General features: G+C 57.0%; 24 protein-coding genes and 1 pseudogene. 13 read left to right on the plus strand and 12 right to left on the minus strand.

Going from position 1 to position 24,017, the window contains the following annotated elements; all coding sequences use genetic code 11:
• Window positions 1–80: 80 nt before the first annotated feature.
• The gene (locus EQW76_RS22470) at window positions 81–956 is read left to right on the plus strand and encodes a hypothetical protein (RefSeq protein WP_142831189.1); all 876 of its coding nucleotides are present in this window, start codon (window positions 81–83) and stop codon (window positions 954–956) included.
• A gap of 117 nt (window positions 957–1,073) precedes the next feature.
• On the opposite strand, the gene EQW76_RS22475 is transcribed toward EQW76_RS22470, so the two are convergent.
• A complete protein-coding gene (locus EQW76_RS22475; protein ID WP_142831190.1) occupies window positions 1,074–2,912 on the minus strand; it encodes a DUF4344 domain-containing metallopeptidase in 1,839 nt (612 codons plus the stop codon).
• Between the two features lie 73 nt (window positions 2,913–2,985).
• Entirely contained in the window at window positions 2,986–4,014 is a 1,029-nt protein-coding gene (locus EQW76_RS22480; protein ID WP_142831191.1) for a DUF4424 domain-containing protein, read from the minus strand.
• A gap of 694 nt (window positions 4,015–4,708) precedes the next feature.
• Here EQW76_RS22480 and EQW76_RS22485 point away from each other — a divergent pair.
• The 3 genes and pseudogenes from EQW76_RS22485 to EQW76_RS22495 all read left to right on the plus strand — a co-directional run.
• The gene (locus EQW76_RS22485) at window positions 4,709–5,119 is read left to right on the plus strand and encodes a hypothetical protein (protein WP_142831192.1); all 411 of its coding nucleotides are present in this window, start codon (window positions 4,709–4,711) and stop codon (window positions 5,117–5,119) included.
• Between the two features lie 263 nt (window positions 5,120–5,382).
• The gene (locus tag EQW76_RS22490; RefSeq protein WP_161990984.1) at window positions 5,383–7,326 is read left to right on the plus strand and encodes a DUF4139 domain-containing protein; all 1,944 of its coding nucleotides are present in this window, start codon (window positions 5,383–5,385) and stop codon (window positions 7,324–7,326) included.
• Between the two features lie 424 nt (window positions 7,327–7,750).
• A pseudogene (locus tag EQW76_RS22495) lies at window positions 7,751–7,994 on the plus strand (damage-inducible mutagenesis protein); the annotation flags it as partial.
• A gap of 399 nt (window positions 7,995–8,393) precedes the next feature.
• On the opposite strand, the gene EQW76_RS22500 reads toward EQW76_RS22495, so the two are convergent.
• From EQW76_RS22500 to EQW76_RS22540, 9 genes are all read right to left on the minus strand, one after another.
• Window positions 8,394–9,224, minus strand: a complete 831-nt coding sequence (locus tag EQW76_RS22500; RefSeq protein ID WP_142831194.1) for a lysozyme inhibitor LprI family protein — start codon at window positions 9,222–9,224, stop codon at window positions 8,394–8,396.
• Between the two features lie 460 nt (window positions 9,225–9,684).
• Window positions 9,685–9,999, minus strand: coding sequence for a type II toxin-antitoxin system RelE/ParE family toxin (locus tag EQW76_RS22505; RefSeq protein WP_142831195.1), 315 nt, complete (start codon window positions 9,997–9,999; stop codon window positions 9,685–9,687).
• A gap of 2 nt (window positions 10,000–10,001) precedes the next feature.
• Window positions 10,002–10,265, minus strand: coding sequence for a type II toxin-antitoxin system ParD family antitoxin (locus EQW76_RS22510; RefSeq protein ID WP_142831236.1), 264 nt, complete (start codon window positions 10,263–10,265; stop codon window positions 10,002–10,004).
• Between the two features lie 95 nt (window positions 10,266–10,360).
• Window positions 10,361–11,749 (minus strand): dihydropyrimidinase, encoded by a 1,389-nt coding sequence (hydA, locus tag EQW76_RS22515; protein ID WP_142831196.1) that lies wholly within the window; start codon window positions 11,747–11,749, stop codon window positions 10,361–10,363.
• 2 nt (window positions 11,750–11,751) lie between these two features.
• Entirely contained in the window at window positions 11,752–12,423 is a 672-nt protein-coding gene (locus tag EQW76_RS22520) for a GntR family transcriptional regulator (RefSeq protein WP_244615430.1), read from the minus strand.
• Window positions 12,424–12,437: 14 nt separating this feature from the next.
• Complete coding sequence (locus EQW76_RS22525; protein ID WP_142831198.1) at window positions 12,438–13,379, minus strand: dihydrodipicolinate synthase family protein; 942 nt, start codon at window positions 13,377–13,379, stop codon at window positions 12,438–12,440.
• A complete protein-coding gene (locus EQW76_RS22530) occupies window positions 13,376–14,512 on the minus strand; it encodes an FAD-binding oxidoreductase (protein ID WP_142831199.1) in 1,137 nt (378 codons plus the stop codon). The genes EQW76_RS22525 and EQW76_RS22530 overlap by 4 nt, the downstream gene beginning before the upstream one ends.
• Entirely contained in the window at window positions 14,509–15,936 is a 1,428-nt protein-coding gene (locus tag EQW76_RS22535; protein ID WP_143123256.1) for an NAD(P)/FAD-dependent oxidoreductase, read from the minus strand. Before EQW76_RS22535 ends, EQW76_RS22530 begins: the two co-directional genes overlap by 4 nt.
• A complete protein-coding gene (locus EQW76_RS22540; RefSeq protein ID WP_142831201.1) occupies window positions 15,933–16,193 on the minus strand; it encodes a (2Fe-2S)-binding protein in 261 nt (86 codons plus the stop codon). Before EQW76_RS22540 ends, EQW76_RS22535 begins: the two co-directional genes overlap by 4 nt.
• 269 nt (window positions 16,194–16,462) lie before the next feature.
• Between EQW76_RS22540 and EQW76_RS22545 the strand changes: the two genes are divergently transcribed.
• The 5 genes from EQW76_RS22545 to EQW76_RS22565 are packed head-to-tail and all read left to right on the plus strand — an operon-like array spanning window position 16,463 to window position 19,748.
• On the plus strand, window positions 16,463–17,179 hold the full coding sequence (locus EQW76_RS22545; protein ID WP_244615433.1) for a transporter substrate-binding domain-containing protein: 717 nt from the start codon (window positions 16,463–16,465) through the stop codon (window positions 17,177–17,179).
• A 32-nt stretch (window positions 17,180–17,211) separates the two neighbouring features.
• On the plus strand, window positions 17,212–17,886 hold the full coding sequence (locus EQW76_RS22550; protein ID WP_142831203.1) for an amino acid ABC transporter permease: 675 nt from the start codon (window positions 17,212–17,214) through the stop codon (window positions 17,884–17,886).
• Window positions 17,886–18,596, plus strand: a complete 711-nt coding sequence (locus tag EQW76_RS22555) for an amino acid ABC transporter permease (RefSeq protein ID WP_142831204.1) — start codon at window positions 17,886–17,888, stop codon at window positions 18,594–18,596. Before EQW76_RS22550 ends, EQW76_RS22555 begins: the two co-directional genes overlap by 1 nt.
• Window positions 18,553–19,326, plus strand: coding sequence for an amino acid ABC transporter ATP-binding protein (locus EQW76_RS22560; RefSeq protein WP_142831205.1), 774 nt, complete (start codon window positions 18,553–18,555; stop codon window positions 19,324–19,326). Before EQW76_RS22555 ends, EQW76_RS22560 begins: the two co-directional genes overlap by 44 nt.
• Window positions 19,327–19,331: 5 nt before the next feature.
• Window positions 19,332–19,748, plus strand: a complete 417-nt coding sequence (locus tag EQW76_RS22565) for a DUF3830 family protein (RefSeq protein WP_142831206.1) — start codon at window positions 19,332–19,334, stop codon at window positions 19,746–19,748.
• Window positions 19,749–19,948: 200 nt separating this feature from the next.
• Here EQW76_RS22565 and EQW76_RS22570 read toward each other — a convergent pair whose 3' ends face one another.
• Window positions 19,949–20,566: a GntR family transcriptional regulator gene (locus EQW76_RS22570; RefSeq protein ID WP_142831237.1), complete on the minus strand. Its 618-nt coding sequence runs from the start codon at window positions 20,564–20,566 to the stop codon at window positions 19,949–19,951.
• A 178-nt stretch (window positions 20,567–20,744) separates the two neighbouring features.
• On the opposite strand from EQW76_RS22570, the gene EQW76_RS22575 reads away from it, so the two are divergent.
• The 4 genes from EQW76_RS22575 (at window position 20,745) to dapA (ending at window position 24,013) form a co-directional block, all read left to right on the plus strand.
• On the plus strand, window positions 20,745–21,398 hold the full coding sequence (locus EQW76_RS22575; protein WP_142831207.1) for a GntR family transcriptional regulator: 654 nt from the start codon (window positions 20,745–20,747) through the stop codon (window positions 21,396–21,398).
• Between the two features lie 107 nt (window positions 21,399–21,505).
• Window positions 21,506–22,342, plus strand: coding sequence for an ABC transporter substrate-binding protein (locus EQW76_RS22580; RefSeq protein WP_142831238.1), 837 nt, complete (start codon window positions 21,506–21,508; stop codon window positions 22,340–22,342).
• A 70-nt stretch (window positions 22,343–22,412) separates the two neighbouring features.
• Window positions 22,413–23,105 carry an amino acid ABC transporter permease gene (locus EQW76_RS22585; protein WP_142831208.1) on the plus strand — a complete coding sequence of 231 codons (693 nt, stop codon included), beginning with the start codon at window positions 22,413–22,415 and terminating at the stop codon, window positions 23,103–23,105.
• 17 nt (window positions 23,106–23,122) lie between these two features.
• A complete protein-coding gene (gene dapA, locus EQW76_RS22590; RefSeq protein WP_142831209.1) occupies window positions 23,123–24,013 on the plus strand; it encodes a 4-hydroxy-tetrahydrodipicolinate synthase in 891 nt (296 codons plus the stop codon).
• The last annotated feature ends 4 nt before the right edge of the window (window positions 24,014–24,017 follow it).

Here is a 24,017-nt window from a genome sequence, read left to right on the forward strand (position 1 = left end):
TTGGTTTGTGTATATCATTTGCCGGAGGTCGCTATCCTCCGGCGTGCGATTTGGTTCAATATGTAGGATGCGCTCCGCCCATGTCTTTATCAGTCCGCCGCGGCTTGCACAATACCACCTACACGATTGCCGTGCTTGTCTCCGTCTTCAACGCTCCGACCCTTATCTCAAAAGCGATTGCGAATGACGGAATTAGCGTAAAAACCACTGTCCCCGGAATAGCAATTGCCCGTCTTTCAAAACTGCCCAAGCCGCCCGAACCCATATCGTCGGCGACAGCATGCAATGTGTTGCGAGAGTTGAAAACGCAGGGCGGTAGCGAAGCCACCTCCTTGGGATGGGGCGTGACTGGGGAAGCGAAGCTGGGTCAATATGACGCCGTTAGTTTTGCAGGCCGACTCGATCAGGTAGCGGGCAGCGCTTGTGAAGTTGCCCAGGGAAACGTCGCCTTGTTCGATGGTACAGAACTGCTAGCGATATTGTACGCCGACAAACAAAGCAAATTAACAATTGGGCGGATCACTGCGGTGAAGGACCGTGTGCGCATTCTGGATGGTGGGTTGGTTGCGATGCCTGTAGGCGAGATCCGTTTTCGTGGCGATCAGACGATTGAGGTCGACCCGCTAGCTCCAGAGGAGGGCGTTTGCGACGACAAAGGATTGGTGCCAAATGTATACGGCAAGCCTATTGCGCAGGCGCGCAAGCAGATCATGGCGAGGGGCTGGGTGCCATATCAGAGCCCGCCCTCGTCAACTCGGGACCCGGTTGGAGACGACATTCGCAAAACAGGGATCGTGGAGGCCACAGATTGTTCCGCCACAGATTTTGCCTACTGCAGAAACTACTATCGTCAAGGTCATATGGAGCTAGGGGTTACCACATTTGGAGATGATGACCCGAAGGTCTCAGATTACGCAGCAACCTGCGACCAGTCCAGTTGGCATGAGTCGAATTGAAGGATCGGTATCGCGTTTCGCACCGCCGCGCGGGCAAACTGCGCAAACATTGATCCCTTCGCAGACCATTTCGCGATCAGCCGATTAGCCCCGCAGCGGGGCCACAGTTCGGCGCTACTACTTGGCGAACGGGTTCGAATTTTTATCCCACTCGAGAGGATTTCCACCGGTTGCTGGTTGTGACGGAGCGGCGGTCTGCTGATCGTCGCCGCTCTTGTCGTCTTTAGGTCGAAATCTGGGTGAAAAGTGCGGTAATACGAGCCGCGCCCACGAGCGGGTGATCTTGGACGCCTCGTCGGGGCAGCGAGCAGCGCGCTCCTTGGGCAGCATCCCGTTGTCGACCATGGCGCCGTTATTTTCGGGATCTGACCCATATACCATGCATAGAAGATTGAAATAACGCTGCGCATCTAGCGCATGCTCGTCCGCAAATGCGGCAGTATCGGGAGAACCGGACTGGCTGTTGACTTTGAACCAGACGGAAGCAAGCTGGAGAACGCGCGTAATGTCATTTTTTGTCTCGCCGTCGTCAGCGTGTGTGAGCAGCAGCACTGCCGCAAGCTGGTCGACCGAATCTTCCTCGCGTCCGACTGCCGGAATATCAAGCAAGTCGATCAACGCATGTCCTGACTCATGCAGTAGGATGAAACGAAGGTTATCCCGCACGAACTCCACAGTTAATGCCTTCGGGTCGGATGCACCTTTTGAAAGGGCTTCGCCCATTTGCAGGAGGCTGTCGATCATTTCATAGCAAAGGAAAACCGCGCCGTTTTTTTTGTCGTAGAACGCATTGATTGTATTGCATTGTCGCGTGACGTAATGCAGCGGGCGTGGCGTGACGAAGAGCCCATCCAGCCCGTTGATCTCCGGGATGTTCAAAAACAAATGCGTGTCGATAGCCCACTGGTACGCGTAATTGAATTTTGGATCTTCCGGTGCGAAATAGTGATACACGAACCGTAGTCCCTTTCCATCCGATGTTACTAGGGAACCATCAGCCGGTGGTGGAAGCGCTCCTTCTTTCTGTTCCGTTAGCCCGTCCTTGTCGTTTACCTCAGCCGACTGGTTATCAGTCCCCTGTTGAGACGGAGCTTGGGAGGTTGTCGGACCGCTGGAGCCGCTCACGCTCGGCGCCTGATTAGCATTTGCCAGGTCTGCAAGTTTTCCCAACGTTGGGTAGCTCGGGTCGCCGTCTGCGGGGTCCGCACCGAATGGATAGAAACTGCTTGAAATCAATACGGAGACATTGTCGAGCAGCTTGCCGTTTTTGTCGTTATTCCAGCTTAAGTCATAACCTCGAACTTCAGCACCCCGCTGCTCGAAACGAGTGTAGAACTTGCGATTGTTATTGGTGCCTGAGGTGATGAACCAACTCTTACGCTTGAGCTGATATGTGATCGTGCTTCCCTTCTCGTTCAGAAGGCTTTGATATAGCTTGTCGAGGCGGTCATCTTCGCTACTTGCGAAACGCACAGTCTTCAACACGATGGCTCCGTCCTCGGTTTGCAGGTTCTCACCCCCAAGGGTATTTTCCTGACGTTGCGTGAGAAGAGCGGTGGGATATGAGATCATCATTCCTGTGAGCGATTTATCCAGTTTATGCCATTGGAGTTGTTTTCTCATGTTGAGCGCTACGCCGCCTAATTCCAGTGCGTCTTGCGCTGAAAGCTGACCTGTCGCGGATCTGTCGTGATCGCGCTGATAGCTGGCGATCGCATTGCGGCCGCTCTGCCCGAACGTGCCGTCTGCAAAGCCGTTATAGTAGCCGAGTATGACAAGCCCTTCCTGCGTAAGTCGACGCTCCCAGATGTTGAGTGTGGCTTCCACCGAGGCACTAGTGTCCGCTTGATCTGAAGTCTGGGCAAAAGCTGGCATGAAGCACACTGCGGAGACGATGAAGCTTGTAGCCAGCGCGATGATGGCTTTGGTCGCGAAAGACCTGGCGGAGAAGTTCATTCGGATCTGGCTCCGATATCTATTTGAGAAGTGACGACTTGGTGCTGTACTAGAGGCGCTAAGCGGCGGCCGATCAGTCAACAGGGACGGTGCGCAGCAGAAGGATATCGATATCTCTCTCGGGTTTATAGTTCTGGCTCTTCAGCTCGAACTGCGTTGGACCGATCTTCTTGACACCGTCGCCACAGAAAGAGACAAGTGTTTTAGGATCTCCCTTGTCGACGACTAACCTGTAACTGCCAATCGGCCCTGCCCAGTTACCCCCTGACTTGATGACATAGGACAGGTACTGTTCAAATGACTGAAAGCTCTTGCCGTTGTCGTCAGCGGCTTTTGAATAGAGGGTATGGGCGGCCTTGGTGAAAGCGGCGTCTGTGCAGAATTTTTCGCGATAGGATTTGATGCGATCCGCATCCATGTCGGGAGAGCCGAACGATAGACTGGACTGACTGCCAAGAACCGGCACATATGTCTGCTGAACCGCAATCTCTCGCCCAACTGGGAACGTTTGATTGCGCCAGTATTTGGAGCGCAGTGTCCAAACAGGGTACAGCGTCTGAGATTGCCCACCGTAGTCGCCCGCATCGCCGGTATCGACGAAATTATTTTCTACCAAATTCTTGCGTTGCGCATTCGTCAGCTTGCTGATCGCTTCTTGAGTTGCTTCCACAGTGGGGACAAGCGGGATATGAAGCGCCTTAAGGCGCTCGGTGATTTCTATATCTGCAACCCCGTCGGCGGCAAGGAAGGCGCGTTGTTCGAGCTGCGCTTCGATAGGTTGCCCATCCACCAATGTCTGGAATTTCATGAAATTATCGCTTGCTGGGTCTGGAACGACCGTTGTCGAGTTTGATCCTCCCCCAACAAAGTCGGGCATCGGAAAAGCGATAGTGGTAGTGAAGTCTGTGTTGGCCACGTTTCTGAAGCGATAGGAGACGCGGATAGAGTTAAGGGACAGATACAGGTCCTCGGAAACTATGGTAACCTTGTCCGTTTTTTGGAGGACAAGCCCTCCGGCTCCCAGCGTCGCTGAGCTATCATCGCAAAATGCCGTGCTCGAAGACACTAGAACAAAGAGACAGACGACTGCTTTATTGCGCATCAAGAATTCTTTCGGTGAAGAGGGGTTAGCTCGCGCCAGGTGCAGAGCGACCGCGCATGAGCAACAGCAATTTGGCAGTTGGCCGGATATTCTGAGTGCCCTTCTCTCAGTTCGCACCGGTGCAAAGCCTAGGATAGCATCAAACTCGCAGACGCAACGGGACCGGGACGTATCAAATGCCGGCTGGCGAGCCAACGCCTTGGAGTCCGCGAAAAGTGCACATGTGTCTATATTTCCAAAAAGGCTCGAGTGTGCTGGCCAGTTAGAGCTGGGTGACATAGGTCTGTTTGCGAAGCGTGGAGCATGCGACTGGAGAAGGCTCAAACAATGGCGGCGCAGCTGCACTAAACTTTCTCGGTCCATGGTCGGGAAACATGTCAATCGGACGAGCCAAACCAATGTGTCGCGAGCGTCTCACAATTCTTTGCAGAGATCATTCGTTACCAGGATCCCAATATGACTTTCCAACAGGGCGCACTCTTTCGTTCGTTCTTTTCGTCCTGGCAATATCAATTCCCGTTCTGGCAGAAGCCGCCTACGGAAAAAGCGATTGCTTCGGATTTAACGCTCTAGATGACGACCCGCTCAAGGGCGTCTGGCCGCTTGAGGATAGCGACGTCACCTGGTTCGACCACTGTTCGACGAACCCAATTTTTCCGCCGGCTTAGTAGCAAGCGTTTTGAGGAAATACGGAATGATACGTCAGAGACAAGCTTTCTCAATGAGCGCTAAGGGTGGGCGCGCTCCAAGCATCGGCACGCTGGTTGCGTGCTGCGTGCTTCTTGCATCGGGCACGGTGTCCGCCGCCGGCTTCGACTGCAAGTCGGCTGGAAGCGAAGTCGAAATTCTCATTTGCAAAAACACAGAACTATCTAAGCTAGATGACCAGATGAAAGTGCTGTTCGATAAGATTGAAGGCGAAACATTTGGGCACGATGCCGAGACGGGAGAAACACTTGATCCTGCTGGTAAAGAACTAACTTTTTGGCGAAAGACAGTGCGTGACAAGTGTAAAGATGTGCGCTGCCTGAGGAATGCCTATACCGCCAGGCTCAGGGAAATGCGAGTTAACTGGGCAGATGCGTTGGGTCCGTCCGATCAATGACATCCCCACGTCCGCTCGGATCCAGTGTGGTTGCCGTACGGGTTGCTATTTTGGTCAGCCGCACCGCATCTCGCCGGACGGAGTGTATTGCTACCTACGTCAGTCAGGTCCTTTTGCTGATTTCAGCGGCGCGCTTAGCCTATCTCTTACCATGTACCAATCATTCGATTGCCGATGCCGCACCGGTTCGCGGTGAAAGTGAGCCTAGTATCTCAACAAACTCGTCTCGTCGCCTTTGGGAATATTTTAGAATTGGAGAATTCATGTCCGCCACGAGGTTCCTTGCGTCTTACGCAACTCTGCTTCTCAGTGCTTCGACGGCAATAGCTGGTGTGAACGGCCCTATCAGATCAGTGACCCTTTCCTCCGGGGGCTTGGCTGAGATTGTCAGGTCAGCCACTATCGATGATAGTGCAGGGCTCGATATCGACGTTCCCATTGACCAGGTTGATGACATCCTCAAAAGCCTTGTCATCCGCGATGACAAGGGCCGCGTTAAAAGTATGTCGCTCACTGGCCCAAAACCCGTAGACGAGACATTTAAGACATCACCGTTCAAGCCTTCTGATTTGGCGTCGCTGCCCTCGCTTCTCAACTCTATCAAGGGGAGCCGTATCCGGGTGGGCGACGGGCAAGAGGGCATGGTGCTCGGCGTGACCGACATTCCGGGCAATGCCCAGTCGAGTTTGAGTTGGCAATTGTCGCTTCTGCGTGATGACGGCACCATGTCTATGGTCGCGATACCGGGCACCGCCATCTCCATTGTAGATCCGACGCTCAAGACAAAGCTAAAAAGGGCTATGCAGATAATTGGGAAAGCTAATTTGGATGTCGCCCGGAATATCCACATCGAGCTAGACCGGCAAGACAGTCGAAACGTTGACGTTTCGTACGTTGTACCGGCGCCAATCTGGAAGACCTCATACCGTTTGGTTACTGGAGTGGATGGTTCTGTCAGACTTCAGGCTTGGGCCGTATTCGAAAATGCTTCTGGCGAAGACTGGAGCGATGTTGGGATCACCTTATCATCTGGGCAACCGGTAACGTTGAGGCAACGGCTCTATGACCATTTCTGGAGGCAACGCCTCGAGGTCCCTATGGATACATCCGAACTTGGTGTCAATCAGCCACCACCTGGGGCTCTACTGGCCAAACGAAGCATGCCACCGCTCGCAATAGCGCCGCCACCGCCGGCTCCCATTGCAGCAACGAGCAGGAGTAACGACGGGTCGATGGCTCATGCTGCGGATCCCGGACTGACAGTTGAGGGAAATGTCACTTCGACGTTTGTGCTTTCAGGCCGCTACAATATCAAAAATGGTGACACAATCGCCGTGCCCATCCTGGATCACGATGCTAAGGCAGAAATGGTATCGCTTTTCCGTCCCGAAAGCGGGAGCGAGCATCCGACCGCTGCGTCGCTCGTCGACAACGATAGTGGCGTGAGCCTGCCGCCTGGCATCATCACTGTCTACGATGGAAAGCAGGGTTTCGTCGGCGACGCCCAGATCCCAGCTCTTCCAAACGGTCAAAAGCAGGCCGTCAGCTTTGCGCTTGACCAGAAGGTTTCTATCACGACCGAGCCTAAATCAAAAACCACCATCACACGGATTAGGGTCGTTAACGGGTTGATCTATACATCATCCGTGACAAGTCAGGAAATCATATACAAAATCAGGGGTGCTAGCGATGCTCCCCGGACCATTCTCATCGAGCAGGACAAGCAGCCCGGCTGGTCATTCAAAGCAGACGGTATGATCGAGGGTACAGTCACCAAAGATCGGATGAAAATTGAACTGCGAACAGGGGAGGTCAAAGCTGCCAAAGCCAGCCTTTCGATCGTAAATGAAGAAAGCACAGCCTTGGCGGACGCAGAACCCGATGCGCTAATGCAGTGGCAGGATGCTGCAGCCGATCCTGCGATGCGTGCAAAACTTGCCGAGCTATCGACCGCAAAGGCGGAGCAAGATGGGGCAAACCGGAAGCTGAGTGCGCTGGACGAGGAGTTTGCTCGTGTTGAAGCGGACCAGCAACGTGCGAGAAGCAATCTTCAATCGGTTGGTTCGGGAGACACCAAATCTCGGTTCGAAAAATTGCTGAACTCCACCGAGAATAAATTGGAAAATATCGAGAAATTGCGGGGGGAGCAGCGCGAGATTATAAGCGTAGCGAGCGAGAAGGTTTCGGCCGCAATTAGATCGTTCTAACGGGTGGTTGGCAGAGGTCAAACGCAATCGCGGTGGTCGTAATTATCCGCAAGTCATCAGGCAACCGTCAACGACGAGCTTATATTGCGCGGACGAAGACATTTTGACAGAATCGACGGAACTCCAATGGGGGTCATCTGCATGCTTTCTTTTCGTTCTTTGCCTCTTTGCGGTCCATGCCGCCCAGCGGTTGGTGTGCCGTCCTTCGATTGCGAGAAGGCCAAGTCCAAAGGCAATTTGTCGGAAAGCCGCGCTTGCGGCCTTAGATTAGCCATTGCCGTTGAATCAGAAACTGCGGTCGGAGTTTGATCCCAAATTCGCCACCGCCTTGGAGGAGGATAAGCGCTGGTTAGTCGGCGCTCGCGGCGAAATCGTCAAGGCCCTGACCGAGAAGAGCGTGCCGGATCTCGGCGAGTTCCAAAGGATCGCCTGTGGCGCGCTGCACGAGTTCGCGAGCGGTGGTTTGGGCATCGTCAATGGCTCGGCTGCCGCCCGAACCAGAGGTCCGTAATCTGGTGGTGACGCGGCCAGATCTGTTCATTCCGGCACTGGCGCAGGTCGGTCTCCATCGTGATCGGGTTATCTTTGTAGGATCCGACAAGGAGGAAGACGTGCTCGCCAACATGGAAGAGGGGCTGTCCTCCTGGGGAGACCGCGGAAAAATGGTCAGTCCTGATTCCGGCCGTCGTTTGCATCGAACCCGCACGGTTCAATGCTCCCAAAAGGCTGCTCAATGGCGTCACGTCCAAGGTCTTCACGGAAGCGTCCGGCACTTGGAACGAAGCGGCCTCGTCGCTAGGCGCGTGGTTACGACCCAACATTGGGTGTTGAATACTCGATCACGCCGCTTGGCTGTTCACGTTGTCAATCGGCTTGGTAACGGGACCCTTGCCGGCTCCCGAAGGAGTTGACGCAATCTCGATGACGTCAGGGTGCCCCCACGATACGTGCCTAACGCCCATACATCAGGCGTTTGATGAGTTTGAGCTTATGCGTCCCATACATGAGGTCGCAGTGTATCTTCCGTCTCCATCCCATTTGGGGGGATAGACCAATGCCTGCTGCAGTCATTTGAGGGTCTGGGTTGGCGGAAAGGTCTTATCCGAAAGGCAGACTTTCAACCATTCATCCCCTAGTCCGTCATCCGCCTCGGGATCCAGTTTCTCCAGCGCCCCCCCCACTGGGCCATCGCTCCCCACTTCGGGACGGCTATCCCACCCCCCGTCGGGCGTCGCATCGCAGATGTCGTCCTTGCAAAGGGCTGTGACCTTTACCTGGCCAGCCACAACGTTTGCGACAAACCGCGTCGTGTAAGCACGAAAGGTCGCCCAGTCCTGCGTCTCGCCACAGATTCGGTCATTGTTCTGATACTGAGCAGTTCCGAAACAGGCGTAGTCGTAACCAAGGTCCCCCGCGTTATGAGGTAAAAAGTTGCAAGAGGAAGAGAAGCCGGCGGAAGGGCCGCCAGTGAACTGAGCGCCGAACTCACGTTGTTTTAGAGCCGCCTGGATCAGGCTTGGTTGCTTCGAGCCTTCGTCCGATTTCGCTTTCAAGATTTTCGTGCGATCCTCGGTGGCGTGAAGAACGAGGCTGCGTTGCAACGGCTTGGGGTAACCCTCGCCAGTCATACCATTGGTGGCCCCGTCAAGGTTGCCAAACGCATCATCTCGAGCGGCCACCCAACGCTTCTGGCTGACAATAAGCATGGTATGGATTTGTGGGTCCGGGGCGGCTTTGAGGATCTCAGCATAGGCCCTACCCATTGCCACATCGGCGCGCAAGAGGCTGGCATCATCGCAAATCATGTGCTCGATATGGCTGGAGGCTCGAGTGCAGTCAATCGCATGCGCGGCCGACGGCAGCGACGCTGCGGCTGCGGCCGCAAGCAGGTATTTCATTGTGTGTCGTTCCTTTGCTGATAACCTGTTGCCTCAATCATTCACCTGTGCCGGGAAACGATCTTCGTCCAGCGTAAAAACGCAGTAAAATTATCACGACGGTGTAAGCCGCACAAGATCGCGGCGTCACCGGGCTCGTGAGTCCCAGTTCTCATAGACATCCAGACCGAGGGATCTGTTATTGGGATCCGTCTTTGAAGGGCTTCTACAGCCGGGCCAACGGTTCGAATCCTATCAAGGCGACCTTTCTTTGAACGGTACTCATGCCATTTCATTCGTCTTGCGGTGTTGGCCGACCTCTATTTGATGCGGGTTGTCTCACGAAGCAGCCCCCGATTTGTTTGGGGCTGCGATCTTATTGAGGGCTTGGGCGGGGCCGATAGGCAGGATACGGCACATCCCGGTCCTGAAAATATTTAATAATTCCCGCAATCATGGAGAGAGCGGCGAAAACCGGAGCTCACTGCTTCCGTTCTTTCAGGACTTCCTCGGTGATGTCGCGGCCGCGCGCGAACACGCCGAGGATCAGTACATCATCGCCCCGTACCGAGAACGCCACGCTGACGCTACGTTTGTAGCCAATGATGCGCAAGCCGGGAACCGAGCTTTCCCGAATGGTTCCACGGTGCGGGAAGTTCTCCAGGCCCTCAATGAAAGTCATCACGCCGTCCACGTATTCGGCGGCAATCCGGTCGCCTGCCTCCATGGCGATATCTACATACAGGGCGTCGAGTTCAGCTTCCGCCTGCAAGTTATAGATAATGCGGTAAGCCATTCCTATTTGGCGTTCGTAGCATTTCGGCGTTTAGCCTCAAAACGGGCGCGGACCGTTTCGGCCGAGACGCCCATCGTTGGATCCGTTATCAGCTGATCATAGCGACGTGGGATCTCCTCGTTCAGCCAACGTTCGCGGGCTGCGTCGTTGTCCTCCAGGAGCCGCAGAGCGGCCCGGACGACTTCGCTGGCATTGCTATAACGGCCAGATTCCAGCTGTTTCTTGACGAATTCCTCGTAATGTTTTCCGAGCGCGACGTTTGGCATAGACGGTCCCTCCTTTACTTTTCCAGTATGGCGCAGCTCATCTTTTATGGCAATAGATGTCAATCTTAGACATGGCGCCTCCCTTGGCGGATAGCCTAAGCCACCCCAGCTAACAAAAACTTGCCTGCGCCCTGCGTCACAGAAACCTTGCCTTCGCTCATCACCAGACGGCCGCGAGCAATCGTTCCGATTGGCCAGCCGACCACCTCGAGGCCTTCATAAGGTGTGTAGTCGATTGCATGCTGCATCAGGCCGTTGTTGAGTGTTACCCGCTTCTCGGCATCCCATATTACCAGATCGGCATCGGCGCCGGGAGCAATCGTGCCTTTGCGCGGGTAAAGTCCAAAACGCTTTGCGGGACTGGTTGCGGTTAATCGCACGAAGTCGTTGAGATCGATGCGACCTTTCACGACGCCTTCGCTGAAGACGATTGCCATTCGCGCGGCAAGGCCAGGAACGCCATTTGGAATACGGGTGAAGTCGGCGTCGGGGCCATTCATCCATTTGCCTTGCGTGCCTGCAAAGCTGTAGCCGCAATGGTCAGAGGAAATCACATCCAGCGTGCCGGCGCGGATTGCAGCCCACAATCCCTCGGCATCTCCTGCGTCGCGCGGGCTCGGGCTGCACATGAATTTGGCACCTTCGCGGTCCGGCCGGCTCATGTCGGCGGCAGTGAGCACGAGATATTGCGGGCAGGTCTCCGCCGTCACCTTGACCCCGCGACGCTGCGCCCTGGCAATCTCCTCCGCCACTTCCGCGCACGACACGTGAAAAATGTGAATCGGTTGGCCAACGAGTTCGGCAAGGGCGATTGCGCGGTATGTCGCCTCACGCTCTACGACCTTGGGTCGTGAGAGCGCATGGGACGCCGGTTCGCTGCGACCCTCCGCAAGCAGTTTTTCTGAGCGCCAGCGGATCGCATCGTAATTCTCGCAGTGAACACACACTGTCGCGCCCCACTGTCTGGCTGCTTCGAGCACGCGTAGAAACTGCCGGTCATCGATGTGCAGCGGGTCGTAGGTGAGGAAAACCTTGAGGCTTCGTATCCCGGCCTCAATCAGAGCGGGAATCTCCGTTCCGATCACTGAATCGGTCGGATCGGTAATGATCTGATGAAACGCGTAATCGATCGGCGATCGGGCGGCGCGCGCCTGATAGTCGCCGAAATGGGCGGCGATCGGCTCGCCCTTGAACTGAGGTGCAAAGGGAATGACGGTCGTGGTGCCACCGGCAAAGGCCGAAATGCCCGCGGTAAGGAAGGTCTCTTCGTGGACGCTGCCATCGGCCTCAAGTTGCTCGATATGGCAGTGGCTGTCGACGCCCCCCGGCATCACCAGCTTGCCCTCGGCCTCAATCACGTCGCGGCCATCCAGCCTGAGCCCGAGCGCGGCGATGCGTCCGTCGTTGATGCCGATATCTCCCTTGAACGTATCGGAGGCGGTGACGATGGTGCCTCCGCGGACAACGAGATCAAATTCCTGCATTATCATGTCCTCCGACGAGCCGGGCTAATGTCGCGCCCGCTTACGATATCGAGAATTTCAGAGGCGACGTTGCGCAGATGGGTCACCATCATCGCCCTTGCGCGCCGGCCGTCGCCCCTGGCAAAGGCATCCAGAAGGGCAACATGCTCCGCCGCATCGGCTGCAACTCGACCAGCCGGACTGGTGAGTTCAAACAGACGCGTGGTGACACGCAGTTGCCGTATCATCCGCACAAGGACATCGTTGCCAAGCGCCTGCGGGAAAAGCATGTGCAATCGGTCATCTGTATCCCAATGTTCCGCGGCCTGCGCTTCCAACGTGCCGAGGCGGAGAATATCGCTACGCAGCGCGTCGATTGTTTCCGGCTTGATGCGGCCGACCGAGAGCTCGACGGCTTCGCCTTCCAGAAGCTCGCGAACCTTGAGCGCCTGAAAAAACTCCACCGGCTGCACCTGGCGCACGGCGTAGGAGCGTGACCCCTGCTTGACAAGCAGGCCTTCTGCGGCCAGCCGCAGGATCGCCTCTCGTATCGGCGTGCGCGAAATGTCGAGCTGCTGGCCCAGCCGTCCTTCAACGACAAGGCTGCCGCCAGGCAGCTTGCGCGTCAGGACAAGGCGGCTAAGTTCGTCATAGGCCCGCTCCGCGAGGCTTGCTTCACCAGTCATAACCGACATGAGACCATCATCAGTCATGCGTCACAACCCAGAAGTCCGGCGTCAACGAGCGCCTGCCGAAGTCTTGTCATTTCTGCCGGCGGAAGGTCGGTGATCGGAGCGCGTGGACTGCCATTGCGCCAAAGCCCGAGCAACTGCATGCACGCCTTGAGGCGGGCCGTGGCCCATCCCATCGGATGCGCGCCATAGATGGCGTTTGCCAGGGGCTGAATGCGCTCATTCAATGCACGCGCCATATCCATATCGCCCTCTTGCACCGCACGATCAAGCGCTACGATCTCCCGCGGCATGATGGCTGCCAAGCTGACGAGACTACCCTCGCTGCCAATCGCAAAGCAAGGGAGCAAATGCTCGTCGCCGGATGCCATGACCTCGACATGCGGGGCCACCCGTTTGACGAGCCGGCGGTTTCGGTCATAGGTATTGCTCTCCCAGCTCCCTTCCTTGATACCCACGACGGTCGGCAGCTGAACCAGCTCGGAAAGGACCTCGGGCCTGTAGGCAAGCGAGGACGCGACGCCAGCCTGGTAGAGCATCATCGGCGTTGAAGCCACCGCGGCGATCTGGCGATGATGGGTTACAGCCATGGCGTTGTCCTGCGACAACGCCCAGGAAAACGGCGGGAAGACCAGAATGGAATCGGCGCCCGCCCTGGCTGCATCATCGGCATGGCAAGCGGCTTCTGCCGTTGACTCACACAACAGTCCCGAGACAACGATATGGGTGCGGCCAATCGTTTCAACGGCGATCTCGGTAACGCGGCGACGTTCATCGCGGGTCAACAGAAAGTTCTCTCCGGCGTGACCGTTGCAAAGGACGCCGACGATGCCCGCTTCGGCGGTGACGCTACGAAAATGATCGGCCAGCACTTCCTCATCGATCGTGCCGTCATCGCGAAACGGCGTGAGGGTTGCGACGTAGATGCCGCGAAAAGGGTGATCTATGGCAGGTATCAAGGTGTATCCTCCTCGTTCTTGATCAGCCGGGCAGGGTCGAACAGCGGCAGTTCTGGCTCCAGTCCGAGGATCCGGTCGGCAAGCAATTTGCCCATATAGGGAGCGCTGGTGTATCCGGAATGGGCGCAGCCGATCACATAGGCTTCCTCGAACCCGGGGAGGGGGCCAATGATCGGCATGGCATCGGCGGTCTCGGATTCGAGGCCGAGCCAGATCCGTACGATACGGGTGTCGTTTAGCGCTGGAATGGCGTGACGGGCAAGTTGCACATTGCCGATCAGGTTCTCCGGGATGGTCTCCACCCCTCCACGAATCGGATCGCCGATACCCTGCCAGCCGCCGCCAATCAGCACGCTGCCGTTCTCGAATTGCTTCAGCGACAGAAGTCCGTTGGCAATGCCGACCACGCTGCGCATCACAGGCCGCATGCGTTCCGTCACTACAAGCTGGTTGATCAGGCACTTGATCGGGACGCGCAGGCCAAGCCAGCCAAGCATCGACTCCAGCCAGACGCCGCCGGCAAGCACAAGGCGCTTGGCCACGGTGCGTCTGCCGTCCTCGTGGCGGATTGTGTAGCTGCCCTTCTCAAACTCTATGCCGCCTACAGGCCTATTTTCGAGAATGGAGACATTGGCCGCGACCAGAGCCTTTCGATACGCCCGACCTGTAAGATAGGCCGTCACGTGACCGTCGAGTTCGCAATATGCAGCGGCGATCAGCGAAGGGTTCACGCCTGGGTCCACTCGAAGTGCCTCGGCGGGAGTAATCAGCCGGATGGGCGCGCCCATTGCTGCGCGCGCATGCGCCCTTTTTTCCAGCATCTCCTGTTCAGCTGCCGTAAAGGCGAGAGACAGTCCTGGAGCGGACCGTGCGCCGACATCCATGCCCAGCCAGTTCTCTGCGTCGAGCCAGAGTTCACGGCCTTTTATCGCATAGGGGATGAGGCCGGCCCGGGTCATATGCAGGGTCAGCGTACCGGCATTTACGCCCGAGGCCTCGCGGCAAATGTCACCTCGATCGATCAACACAACACGCATCCCGCTGCGGGCAAGATGAAGCGCGGCCGTCGCACCCATCGCGCCGGCACCGACCACGGCGATATCATACGTCTGAGATGGATTCATCGACGTCATAGCGGAGCCGGCGGAGGAAGCTTGAGTTCGGCATAATCGACCGTCTCGACAAGATGGGCGACCGGCAGCGGACGAAATGGCGTGCGGCCCGTGAACATGCCAGACCTTGGAAACTGTCCTGTTGCATCGGCCAGCAGGGCTCCCGCAATGTCTCCGCATATGCGCCCCTGACACGGTCCCATGCCGCAACGGGTCCATGCCTTCAGCTGGTTCAAGCTGCGTGCGCCTTCGCTGCAGGCAATGTCGATGTCCCGCCGGCTGACGTCCTCACAGCGACAGACGATGGCGTCGTCGGCGATGCCTTTGATCTGCCCTGGCTTCAGTGCCATCAACTGCGCCATGGCGCCGCCGAAACGGAGTGCCTGTCGCGCCTTTTGCCGCGGCACAGACGATTTCGAGAGGTAGACTTCATCGGACAGAACTCCAAGGTCGCGAGCTACAGAAAGACCCGCGAGGCGCCCGTTCACCTCAGCTGCAGCCGCCCCCGAAATTCCCGCGCCGTCACCGATCACGTAAAGGCCAGGCACGCTGGTGCGAAAATCCGAATCCGTTTGCGGAATCCAGCCGCCACGCGCCTCATCGAACGCATGCTCGGCACGCAGCAGCCTCGTGACGTCGGTTGATGCCGTCAGGCCGTTTCCAACCGCGACGGCATCAACGACGATCGTCCGCTCCGCGCCTTCCGACGGCAGGCCATCATTATCGACCGGACCGATCGTTGCCTCGATTTCGTCCTCGCCCCGTCGAGCAGCATTGCGGATGGCATGTCTGTTGAAGAAGGGAACGCCTGCGCGATGAAGTCGCGCCAGCCATCCTGCACCGCGCATGGCAAGGTCGGGTCGCGTCAGGAAAGCCGCGCCATGTGCCAGCCAATCGCCCCGTGAGGCAAGATCAACGACACCAGCGACCTCCCCAGCGGCCTTGAGAATTCCGGCGGCAACAGCCAGCAGCAACGGCCCTTGTCCTGCCACCAGCGTCCGGCGTCCCGGCAAAATATGTTGTGACTTCAGGAGGATCGTCGCGCCGGCAAGGCCTGTTATGCCGGGAAGCGTCCAGCCGGGAAAGGGAACGACCCGCTCCTGCGCGCCGGTAGCCACGATGATCTTACGGGCGCGCCAGGACACCGGCCCGCTTTTGGAAAGGCCATCCACTCGCAAGTCGGGAGAGACCGACCAGACTGCGTGACCGAAGCGCGTGTCGACAGCGCTTTCTGCAAGACGGCGGCGCAAGGCGTCTCCAGCCCGGCTTTCGGGGGTGGATTTTAGACCTTCGAAGCTACGAGGTGCCGCGCGATAGACTTGGCCGCCCGCCGCCTGGGCCTCATCGACCAGCAATACCCGGAGACCGCAAGACGCAGCCGACAGAGCGGCCTCGCCTCCGGCCGGGCCGGCACCAATAACAAGGACATCATAGATCTCGGTCATGCGATCGTTCCCTTTCGGACAACCAGACCATCGGCGCATTCCGACTGGCAAGCCGGTCGACGGACGCCATCCACTTCAACCGAGCACTCCTGACAAAGGCCCATCCAGCAGAACGGGCCGCGCGGGGCATGGTCATTCGGACTCTCGCGAAGCGTTTTATAGCCGGCCACCAACAGTGCCGCCGCTATCGATTCACCCGCATAGGCATCAACTGAGCGACCTTCGAACGTGAAGCGCACGACCTTGCCGCGCTCCACGTTGCGCTCCCGTAGATGCCTAGGGTTCGATTCAATGGGTTGACTTTCATCTGGCACAGTGTTTTTCTCGTCTACGAACGGTATACGATAGATACACCGTCAAGACTGAATACGCAACGGCTCGCATACGGAAATATTGCGGAACGTTTCAAGTAGACTAAAAAAAGGGGAACGATATGAATGGTTTAAAAAGGGCTTGTCTGCTTGCCGGCGCAGCGTGGCTGGCATTTTCGGCAGGGGCTGCTAACGCGCACAGCCTGGATGAAATCTTGTCGGCTAAGAAAATTGTCGTTGGAATCAATCCGAACCTGCCGCCCCTTGGGCGCTTCAACGATAAAAACGAAATCGAAGGGTTCGACGTCGACGTCGCCAAAAAGTTGGGCGAATTGCTGGGCGTAGAGGTTTCGCTTGTGCAGGTGTCGTCGGCCGACCGGGTGCCGTTCCTGGCCACCGGCAAGGCAGACATCGTCCTTGGCGCACTGACCCGAACAGCCGACAGGGCCAAGGTAATCGACTTTTCGCTGCCGATTCAGACCGAAGCAATCAGTGGACTGGTGGCAAAGGATAAGCCCTACCAGACCATCGACGATCTGAACTCCGCTGACGTCCATCTTGTCGAAGTCCGCGGGACGACGCCTGTCGATTTCGTCAAGGACCGCCTGCCGAAGGCGCAGGTGACGCTCTTCGATAACTATCCGGATGCTGTGCGTGCGCTCGAGCAGGGCCGTGGCGATGCCATCGTCGACGTCGTCGACTATCTCGGGGCCTACACCAAGAATTATAGCACGGAGATGCGCGTCATTACCGACAAGTCTGCCTCAGTCGACTATGACTGCATCGGCATTGCCCAGGGCAATACGGCGCTGAAATCCTGGATCAACGTCGCCTTGTACCAGTTGCAGACCAACGGCTTCATGAAGACGAGCTACAAGCAGTGGTTCGGGATCGACATGGTCTATCCAATTCCTGTCACATCTTACTTCTGAGCGGCGACGACTGATACGGACGGGATCGGGTCATGCATTACGTTCTGCACTACAGTCAGATTACGTCCTATCTGCCATATTTTATAGGGGGCGCTCTGCTCAGTCTTGAGTTGAGCGTCCTGGCTTTCTTGGGCGCGATGGTTCTTGGGTTCGCGTTCGCGATCATCCGAAAGGAAGGCGGCCCGATCTTTTCGCGCCTGGTGCGCGGCTATGTCGTATTCTTCACCAATACGCCACAGCTCATGCAGATCTACGTGATTTTCTTTGGCTTGCCGGATCTGGGAATCGTCTTCTCACCGTTCGCAGCCGTGCTGATCGGCATGACGCTGAATGCGGCGGCCTATCTGACCGAGATCCTGCGGGCCGGGCTGGCATCCGTGCGGCCCGAGGAAATCGACGCGGCTGAGACGCTGGGGATGAGCCGGGTTCAAAGCTTGCGCCATGTCATCATACCGCATGTCTTCCGTGTTGCCCTGCCTCCACTCAGCAACCAATATATCCTGATGACGCTTGGCACCTCGATGGCCGCCGTGTTCGGGCTCGAAGAGCTGACGGGGCGGGCTTTCAACGTCAACGCGACGACGTTCCGCTCGATCGAAATCTTTTCGACGATAGCTGGCCTCTACGTCGTCATCACCTTTATCGCGACGATCTTGCTTGCCGTGGTCGGACGCTGGGTCTTCCGCGCACGGATCAGGGTGCTTTGATGCTGAAAGACATTCTCGTCCAGATTCCTCAGGTTTTCACAAGCTACAATATACTCTTGCTCGCAGAAGCGGCACTGACGACGCTTTATCTTTCGGCAGTCGGCTGCCTGGTCGGCGTCGTCTTCGGGACGCTCCTGTCCCTGGCCCGCCTTTCGCGCTCACCCTTAGTTTTTCCATTCAAGGCCGTGGCCTTCGTCTACGTCGAGGTCTTCCGCCGCGTGCCCTTCCTGGTAACCCTGCTGATGTTCTTCTTCGGGGCGCAGGTGATAGGACTGGATCTGTCGCCGCTTGCCATCACCGTCATCAGCACCTCGATCATTTCCACTGCCTTCGTCGCCGAAATTATCCGCGCAGCTCTTGCTGCCGTCAGCCCGAGCCAGTTGGAAACGGCCGCGGTGATGAACTTTTCGCCGTGGCAAATTCTCTACCATGTCCGCTGGCCGCAGGCGTGGCCATTGATACTGCCGCCGGTGTTTGGTTATTTCGTGCTGTTCATCAAGGACACCGCACTCGCCTCACAGATCGGCGTTCTCGAACTGACCCAGGCCGGCAAAATTCTCAATACCAAGGGTTTTTCGGCTCTGCTGGTCTTCACGACCATCCTGGTTCTGTACTTCTTGATTTCCTATCCCTTGGCTCGGCTAGGGACTTATCTGGAGAGCTATATTGGCGCATCTCGACATTCGCGGTCTCGCAGCCCGTTACGCTGATCTCACCGTTCTGGACGGTATAGACCTGACGGTGGAGCGCGGCGAGATCGTCAGCTTGATCGGACCATCTGGGTCCGGGAAAAGCACGCTCTTGCGCGTCATCACGGGTTTGCTCAAGCCGGAGCGAGGCGACATCATTCTCGATGGAGAGAGGATCGATTATGCAAATCGGCGCTCGCTTCAGGCTGCGCGCGAGAAGCTGGCGATCGTTTTTCAGCAATACAATCTGTTCGGAAACATGACCGTGCTCGGCAACGTGATGATCGCGCCGGCAAAAATCCGCAAGCGCGACAAACGCGAGGTCGAGGCCGAAGCCAAGATCTGGCTCGACAAGGTCGGCCTTGGCGACAAACTGAGCGCCTATCCGGACGAGCTTTCGGGCGGCCAGCAACAGCGCGTGGCGCTGGCGCGCGCGCTTTGCCTGAAACCGGAAATTCTGCTGCTCGACGAAGTCACGTCCGCCCTTGACCCCGAGCGGGTGAGCGAGGTCCTCGACACGATCAAGCTCCTCGCTTCCGAAAACATCACCCTGTTGATCGTCTCGCACGAGATGAGTTTCGTGCGCGAGGTATCCGATCGTGTGGTCTTCATGGCGAACGGCCGGATCCAGGAAATAGGGACTCCGAAGCAGATATTCGACGCGCCTCAAGTTCAGCGCACCCGAGACTTTATCGGCAAGATCGCCCGCCCGGCGCATACCGATTTCATTGCCCCATCCATGGAGATCTAGAGAGAATGAAACTGAAGATAACCGCTGGCCCCTATGTCTTCGACGCGGTGCTTGAGATCGAACGAGCCCCCGAGACATCGAAGGCTTTCTTGGAGCGCATGCCCTACGAGGGGAAAATCGTCCATGTGCGCTGGTCCGGCGAGGGCGTCTGGATACCGCTTGGGGACTTTAATTTCGGTGTTGGCTATGAGAACCATACAAGTCACCCGGCGCCAGGCCATGTTATTCTCTACCCCGGCGGCATTAGCGAAACCGAAATACTAATCGCCTACGGCGGCGTGGCATTTTCTTCAAAGGTCGGTCAGCTTGCAGGCAATCACTTCATAACAATCACGTCGAGCCTCGATAAGCTGTATGAGCTGGGCCGCAAGACTTTGTGGGAGGGCGCACAGTCTATTACTTTCGAAAGAGTAGAGGATTAAAAACAGCGATTTATCCGTGTTGGATAGCGAAGGGTAAGCTGGAGCGCTCCCTAAGTATTTGCCGTGATGACGGTCTCACCTCAATCGGTGGGAACGTCCGGTACCTCCGTGTAGAAATTTGGCACCGGTAAACTTCTGAAAGTGCCTTCTATTTGGTGACCTCACGCTCTCATACGATCAATAAGCAAACCAATCCCAGGTCACATTTCCGTCGATTGCAGATGTCTTCGAGCGAACTCTATCAGGCTGACGATATGGCCCGCCACCGCATCCCGGGTAGATTTCTCATCTCCAAGCTCGATCGCTTCGATTATGACGAGATGTTCGGTCGAATCCGGCCTGAGGCGGTCCTTTAGCCGCTCGATTTCGAACAACCGCGTCGTCGCCCGAAGTTCCCGCAGGACCTTTGCCATAACCGCATTGCCGCAATTGTCGATGATCATGTTGTGAAGGTTGTCGTCTGAGAACCAGTGCTGATCGGTATGATAGGCGGTGGCCCCAAGCAGTTCGTCAATTTCTCTCCTGACTGTTATGAGTTGGCGACGGGGGATCGCTTTTATGGACAAGACTGCGGCTTCGGGTTCGATGAGCAGGCGAAGCCTCAGGCTTTGCAAATACTCGCCGATGTCCACATGACGAACTACGTAGTTCCGGCCATTGCCCTTGCGGACGAGACCTTCGCCCTCAAGGCGTTGAAGGGCTTCCCGCAAGGGAGTTCTCGAGATGCCAAGTGTCTCGGCAAGCCGAGCTTCCACGATGACATGGCCCCCCTTCAGCCTGCGATGCCTAATCATGTCGGATATGGCCTTGTAGGCCATGGATGCGAGATTATGCCCGCTCTTGTCTGGGGCGGTCTCCACCCGCCCGCTTGAAACGTCTGTCACAGTCCTGTCGATCTCCAATCCGCTTCCGCCCGATCTCTCGCGCGACGCGCCACTTCCTTCAAGATGGCTCTTGTTGCATATGATAACCGATATCGAAAAGGGACCAACATAATTGCCTGGTGACAATGAACTTGATGAGCAGGTCGATACCAGTCTTGCGGATAATACATACCGCAGCGTGCTGGCGGACATTCTTGCCGCCCGACTTGTCGGCGGATCGGTTGTGCAGCAACGCAGACTGGCTGCGCAGCACTCGGTTTCGCGGTCGCCGATGCGCCACGCACTGGGGAGACTGGAAGGCGAGGGGCTCCTTGTTCGCGACGAAAAGGGAGTTCTGTCTGTTCGGGTGATCAGCCTCAAAGACTATCTCGACAGCTTGGCGATGCGCGCCCTTCTTGAGCCGCCAGCCGCTGTCCAGGCGGCTCTGCACGGTCGTCGAGATCGCGTTGAATCGCTCTTCGACATGCTCGACGCAATCGAAGCAAATGCCGATCCTGACCCTGAGATCGTATGGCAATTCGATGATGCACTGCATGGTTACATCGCTACTGAGAGCGGAAATCCATTTATGTCCGCCGCCATTGCGGAGATGCGGCGCTACACGACCATTTTCGAAAGGCAGATGGCCGTGGTTCGGGCGAAGCCCGGCGTCGGCGAGCACCGCGCAATACTCGAAGCCCTTTCCAAGGGCGACGGCGATGCAGCCCGGCTGGCGATGATCAATCATCTCGAGGTGGTCAGGCAAGGCGTTCTCTCAAATTACTGAATGATCGAAAAATCGCGCTTGCATCACCAAAATACTTTTGTATAAAAGTGGGATCCCATATGAATGCACGCCTGGGACCCAACGATAACAAAACTCCAGAGGATAAAATGCTCCATTCTCACATCAAGCGCTGCATTCTTGCGGCATCCGTTCTTTCGATTACCGCATCGACCGCGTTCGCCCAATCCTGCCAGCCCAAGGTCGCCGCAGGTGAGCTGATAAAGCCGGGCACGCTTGTCATGTCGACCAACCCAACGCTGCCGCCACTCCAGTTCATCGATTCCACCGGCGACCTCAAGGGGATGCGCATCGAGCTGGGCACCGAAATCGCAAAGCGTCTCTGCCTTCAGCCCGAGTATGTTCGCATTGAGTTCTCCGCGATGGTTCCCGGTCTGCAGGCCGGACGTTGGGATATGATCAATACCGGGATCTTCTTCACGGAGGAGCGAACCAAGATCATGCAGATGATCCCTTACGAAGATCAGGCGATCAGCGTCTCTGTAGCGCCGGGTTCCGACAAGAAGGTCACGACAAAGGACGATCTTGCTGGCATGACTGTCGGCGTCGAAATCGGTGGGTTTGAAGAAACCAAGGCCCATGCGCTCGACAAGGAGCTTCGTGATGCAGGCAAGGAAGGTCTCACGATCCAGACCTTCGACAACTTCGCATTGGCCTATCAAGCTTTGCGCGCTGGCCAAGTCCAGGGAGTCGTGTCGATCGACGCGGTCGCCAAGGACTATGACTCCCGTGGTGATTTCAAGCGCGCGATCAGCGGCCTATACCCAGCTCCGGTCGCATTGGCATTCAAAAGCCCCACCCTTGCCGACACCGTCGCCGCAACGCTGAAGGAAATGAAGACCGACGGCTCGCTGAAGACCCTCTTTGACAAGTACGGCTTGCCGATGGTCTCAAGCGACTATTCTGTAAAGGGTCCTGGTCGCTGATCCAACGCGCGATTTGGTTTAAGAACGGGATGGCGCTTCCTGCGCCGTCCTCTTCAGGAAAGTCTTGCAAATGACGCTTTGGAACTGGTCCGGCTTCTTCGGGTACCTCGTCAATCCCTTCATTCTCGGCGGCGTATTCACCACGGTCTGGTTGACCGTCGTCTCGCTGATGACCGGCTTGATAATCGGGTTTGCGCTTGCTTTGATGCGGCGGTCGCAGGTCCGGGCGCTCTATTACCTCGCCAAGGCGTACATCTGGCTGTTCCGCGGGACGCCTCTTCTGGTCCAATTGATTGCGATTTACACCGCGCTTCCGCTCTTCGGCATCAAGTTCACGGTGCTTGAGTCGGCGCTCATCGGACTGGCGTTGAACGAGGCCGCCTACCTGGCCGAGATCATACGCGCGGGCATCGAGGCCGTGCCGGACGGACAGACGAGAGCCGCGCGGGCGCTCGGTATGACGGAGCGACAGATCATGCGCTACATCGTCATGCCGCAGGCCTTCAAGGTGATCATTCCGCCGCTCGGCAATTCGGTCAACGGCCTTCTCAAGACAACCTCAGTTACCTCGGTCATTTCGGTCGAGGAGCTTTTAAGGCGGACGCAGGTGCTGATCCAGGAGCGGTTCATGGTGCTCGAACTCTTCGCCGTGGCAGCGATCTACTATCTTCTTCTTACCACCCTCTGGGATTTTTTCCAGAATCACATCGAAAAGCGCTTGGGCCATGCCGAATCGCGGCTATCGGCGAACCAACGACGCTAACCTCAGGAATTAAAGACATGACCTCGAAATTTCGCGGCGTTTACACCGTGATGATTACACCGTTGGACGAAGACGGTGCTGTTGATCTGACGGCACTCGCCGCCTTTACCGACTGGCAGATCCGCGAAGGCATTCACGGTCTCATTCCCCTTGGTTCCACGGGCGAGTTCCTGTCTCTCAGCGAAGACGAGCGGGATGGTGTTGCGAGGACCGTCATCGAGACGGCCGCGGGGCGTGTTCCGGTATTGATCGGCACTGGCGCGGAGGACACCAGGGAATGTGTCCGGCTCAGCAAGAAGGCGGAAGAGATGGGTGCGGACGGGGTAATGATCATCCCGCCATTCTATTCTACGCCTACCGATGACGAGATCGTCCATCACTACAGGACTGTCGCATCGTCGATCTCCATTCCGATCATGGTCTATAACAATCCGGCGACCGCCAATGTCGATCTCAAGCCAGAACTGGTGAAGCGGATCGCGGCGATCGAAGGCTGTGACTACATAAAGGAGTCGACACTGGAGGTCACCCGTGTCCGTGACATTATCCGTCTGGCCGGTGACAACATGACCGTATTTGGCGGCATCCTGGGTTTCGAGTCCTTCGTTCTTGGCGCGCAGGGCTGGGTTGCCGTCGCCTCGAACGTCGCTCCGGGGCCGATGGCGCGGATATTCGAGCTGGTTGCTGACGAGAAGAACATCGACGAAGCAAGAGCGCTTTATCTGAAGTGGCTTCCGGTCATCCAGGCCGTCGGAGGTCAGGCCTACGTTGCAGGATCGAAGTCGCTTCTCAATCACATGGGATTCGGAGCGGGACAGCCGCGGCCGCCGCGCCTGCCGTTGCCGGCTGCACAGGATGCTGCGATAAAGAAGATGGTTGCCGACTTCTGCCTCAGCTTCCACGCCTAAGGGA

Origin of the sequence: Rhizobium sp. rho-13.1 (genome assembly GCF_007000305.1) — a bacterium.
Taxonomy (GTDB): Bacteria; Pseudomonadota; Alphaproteobacteria; order Rhizobiales; family Rhizobiaceae; genus Rhizobium; species Rhizobium rhododendri.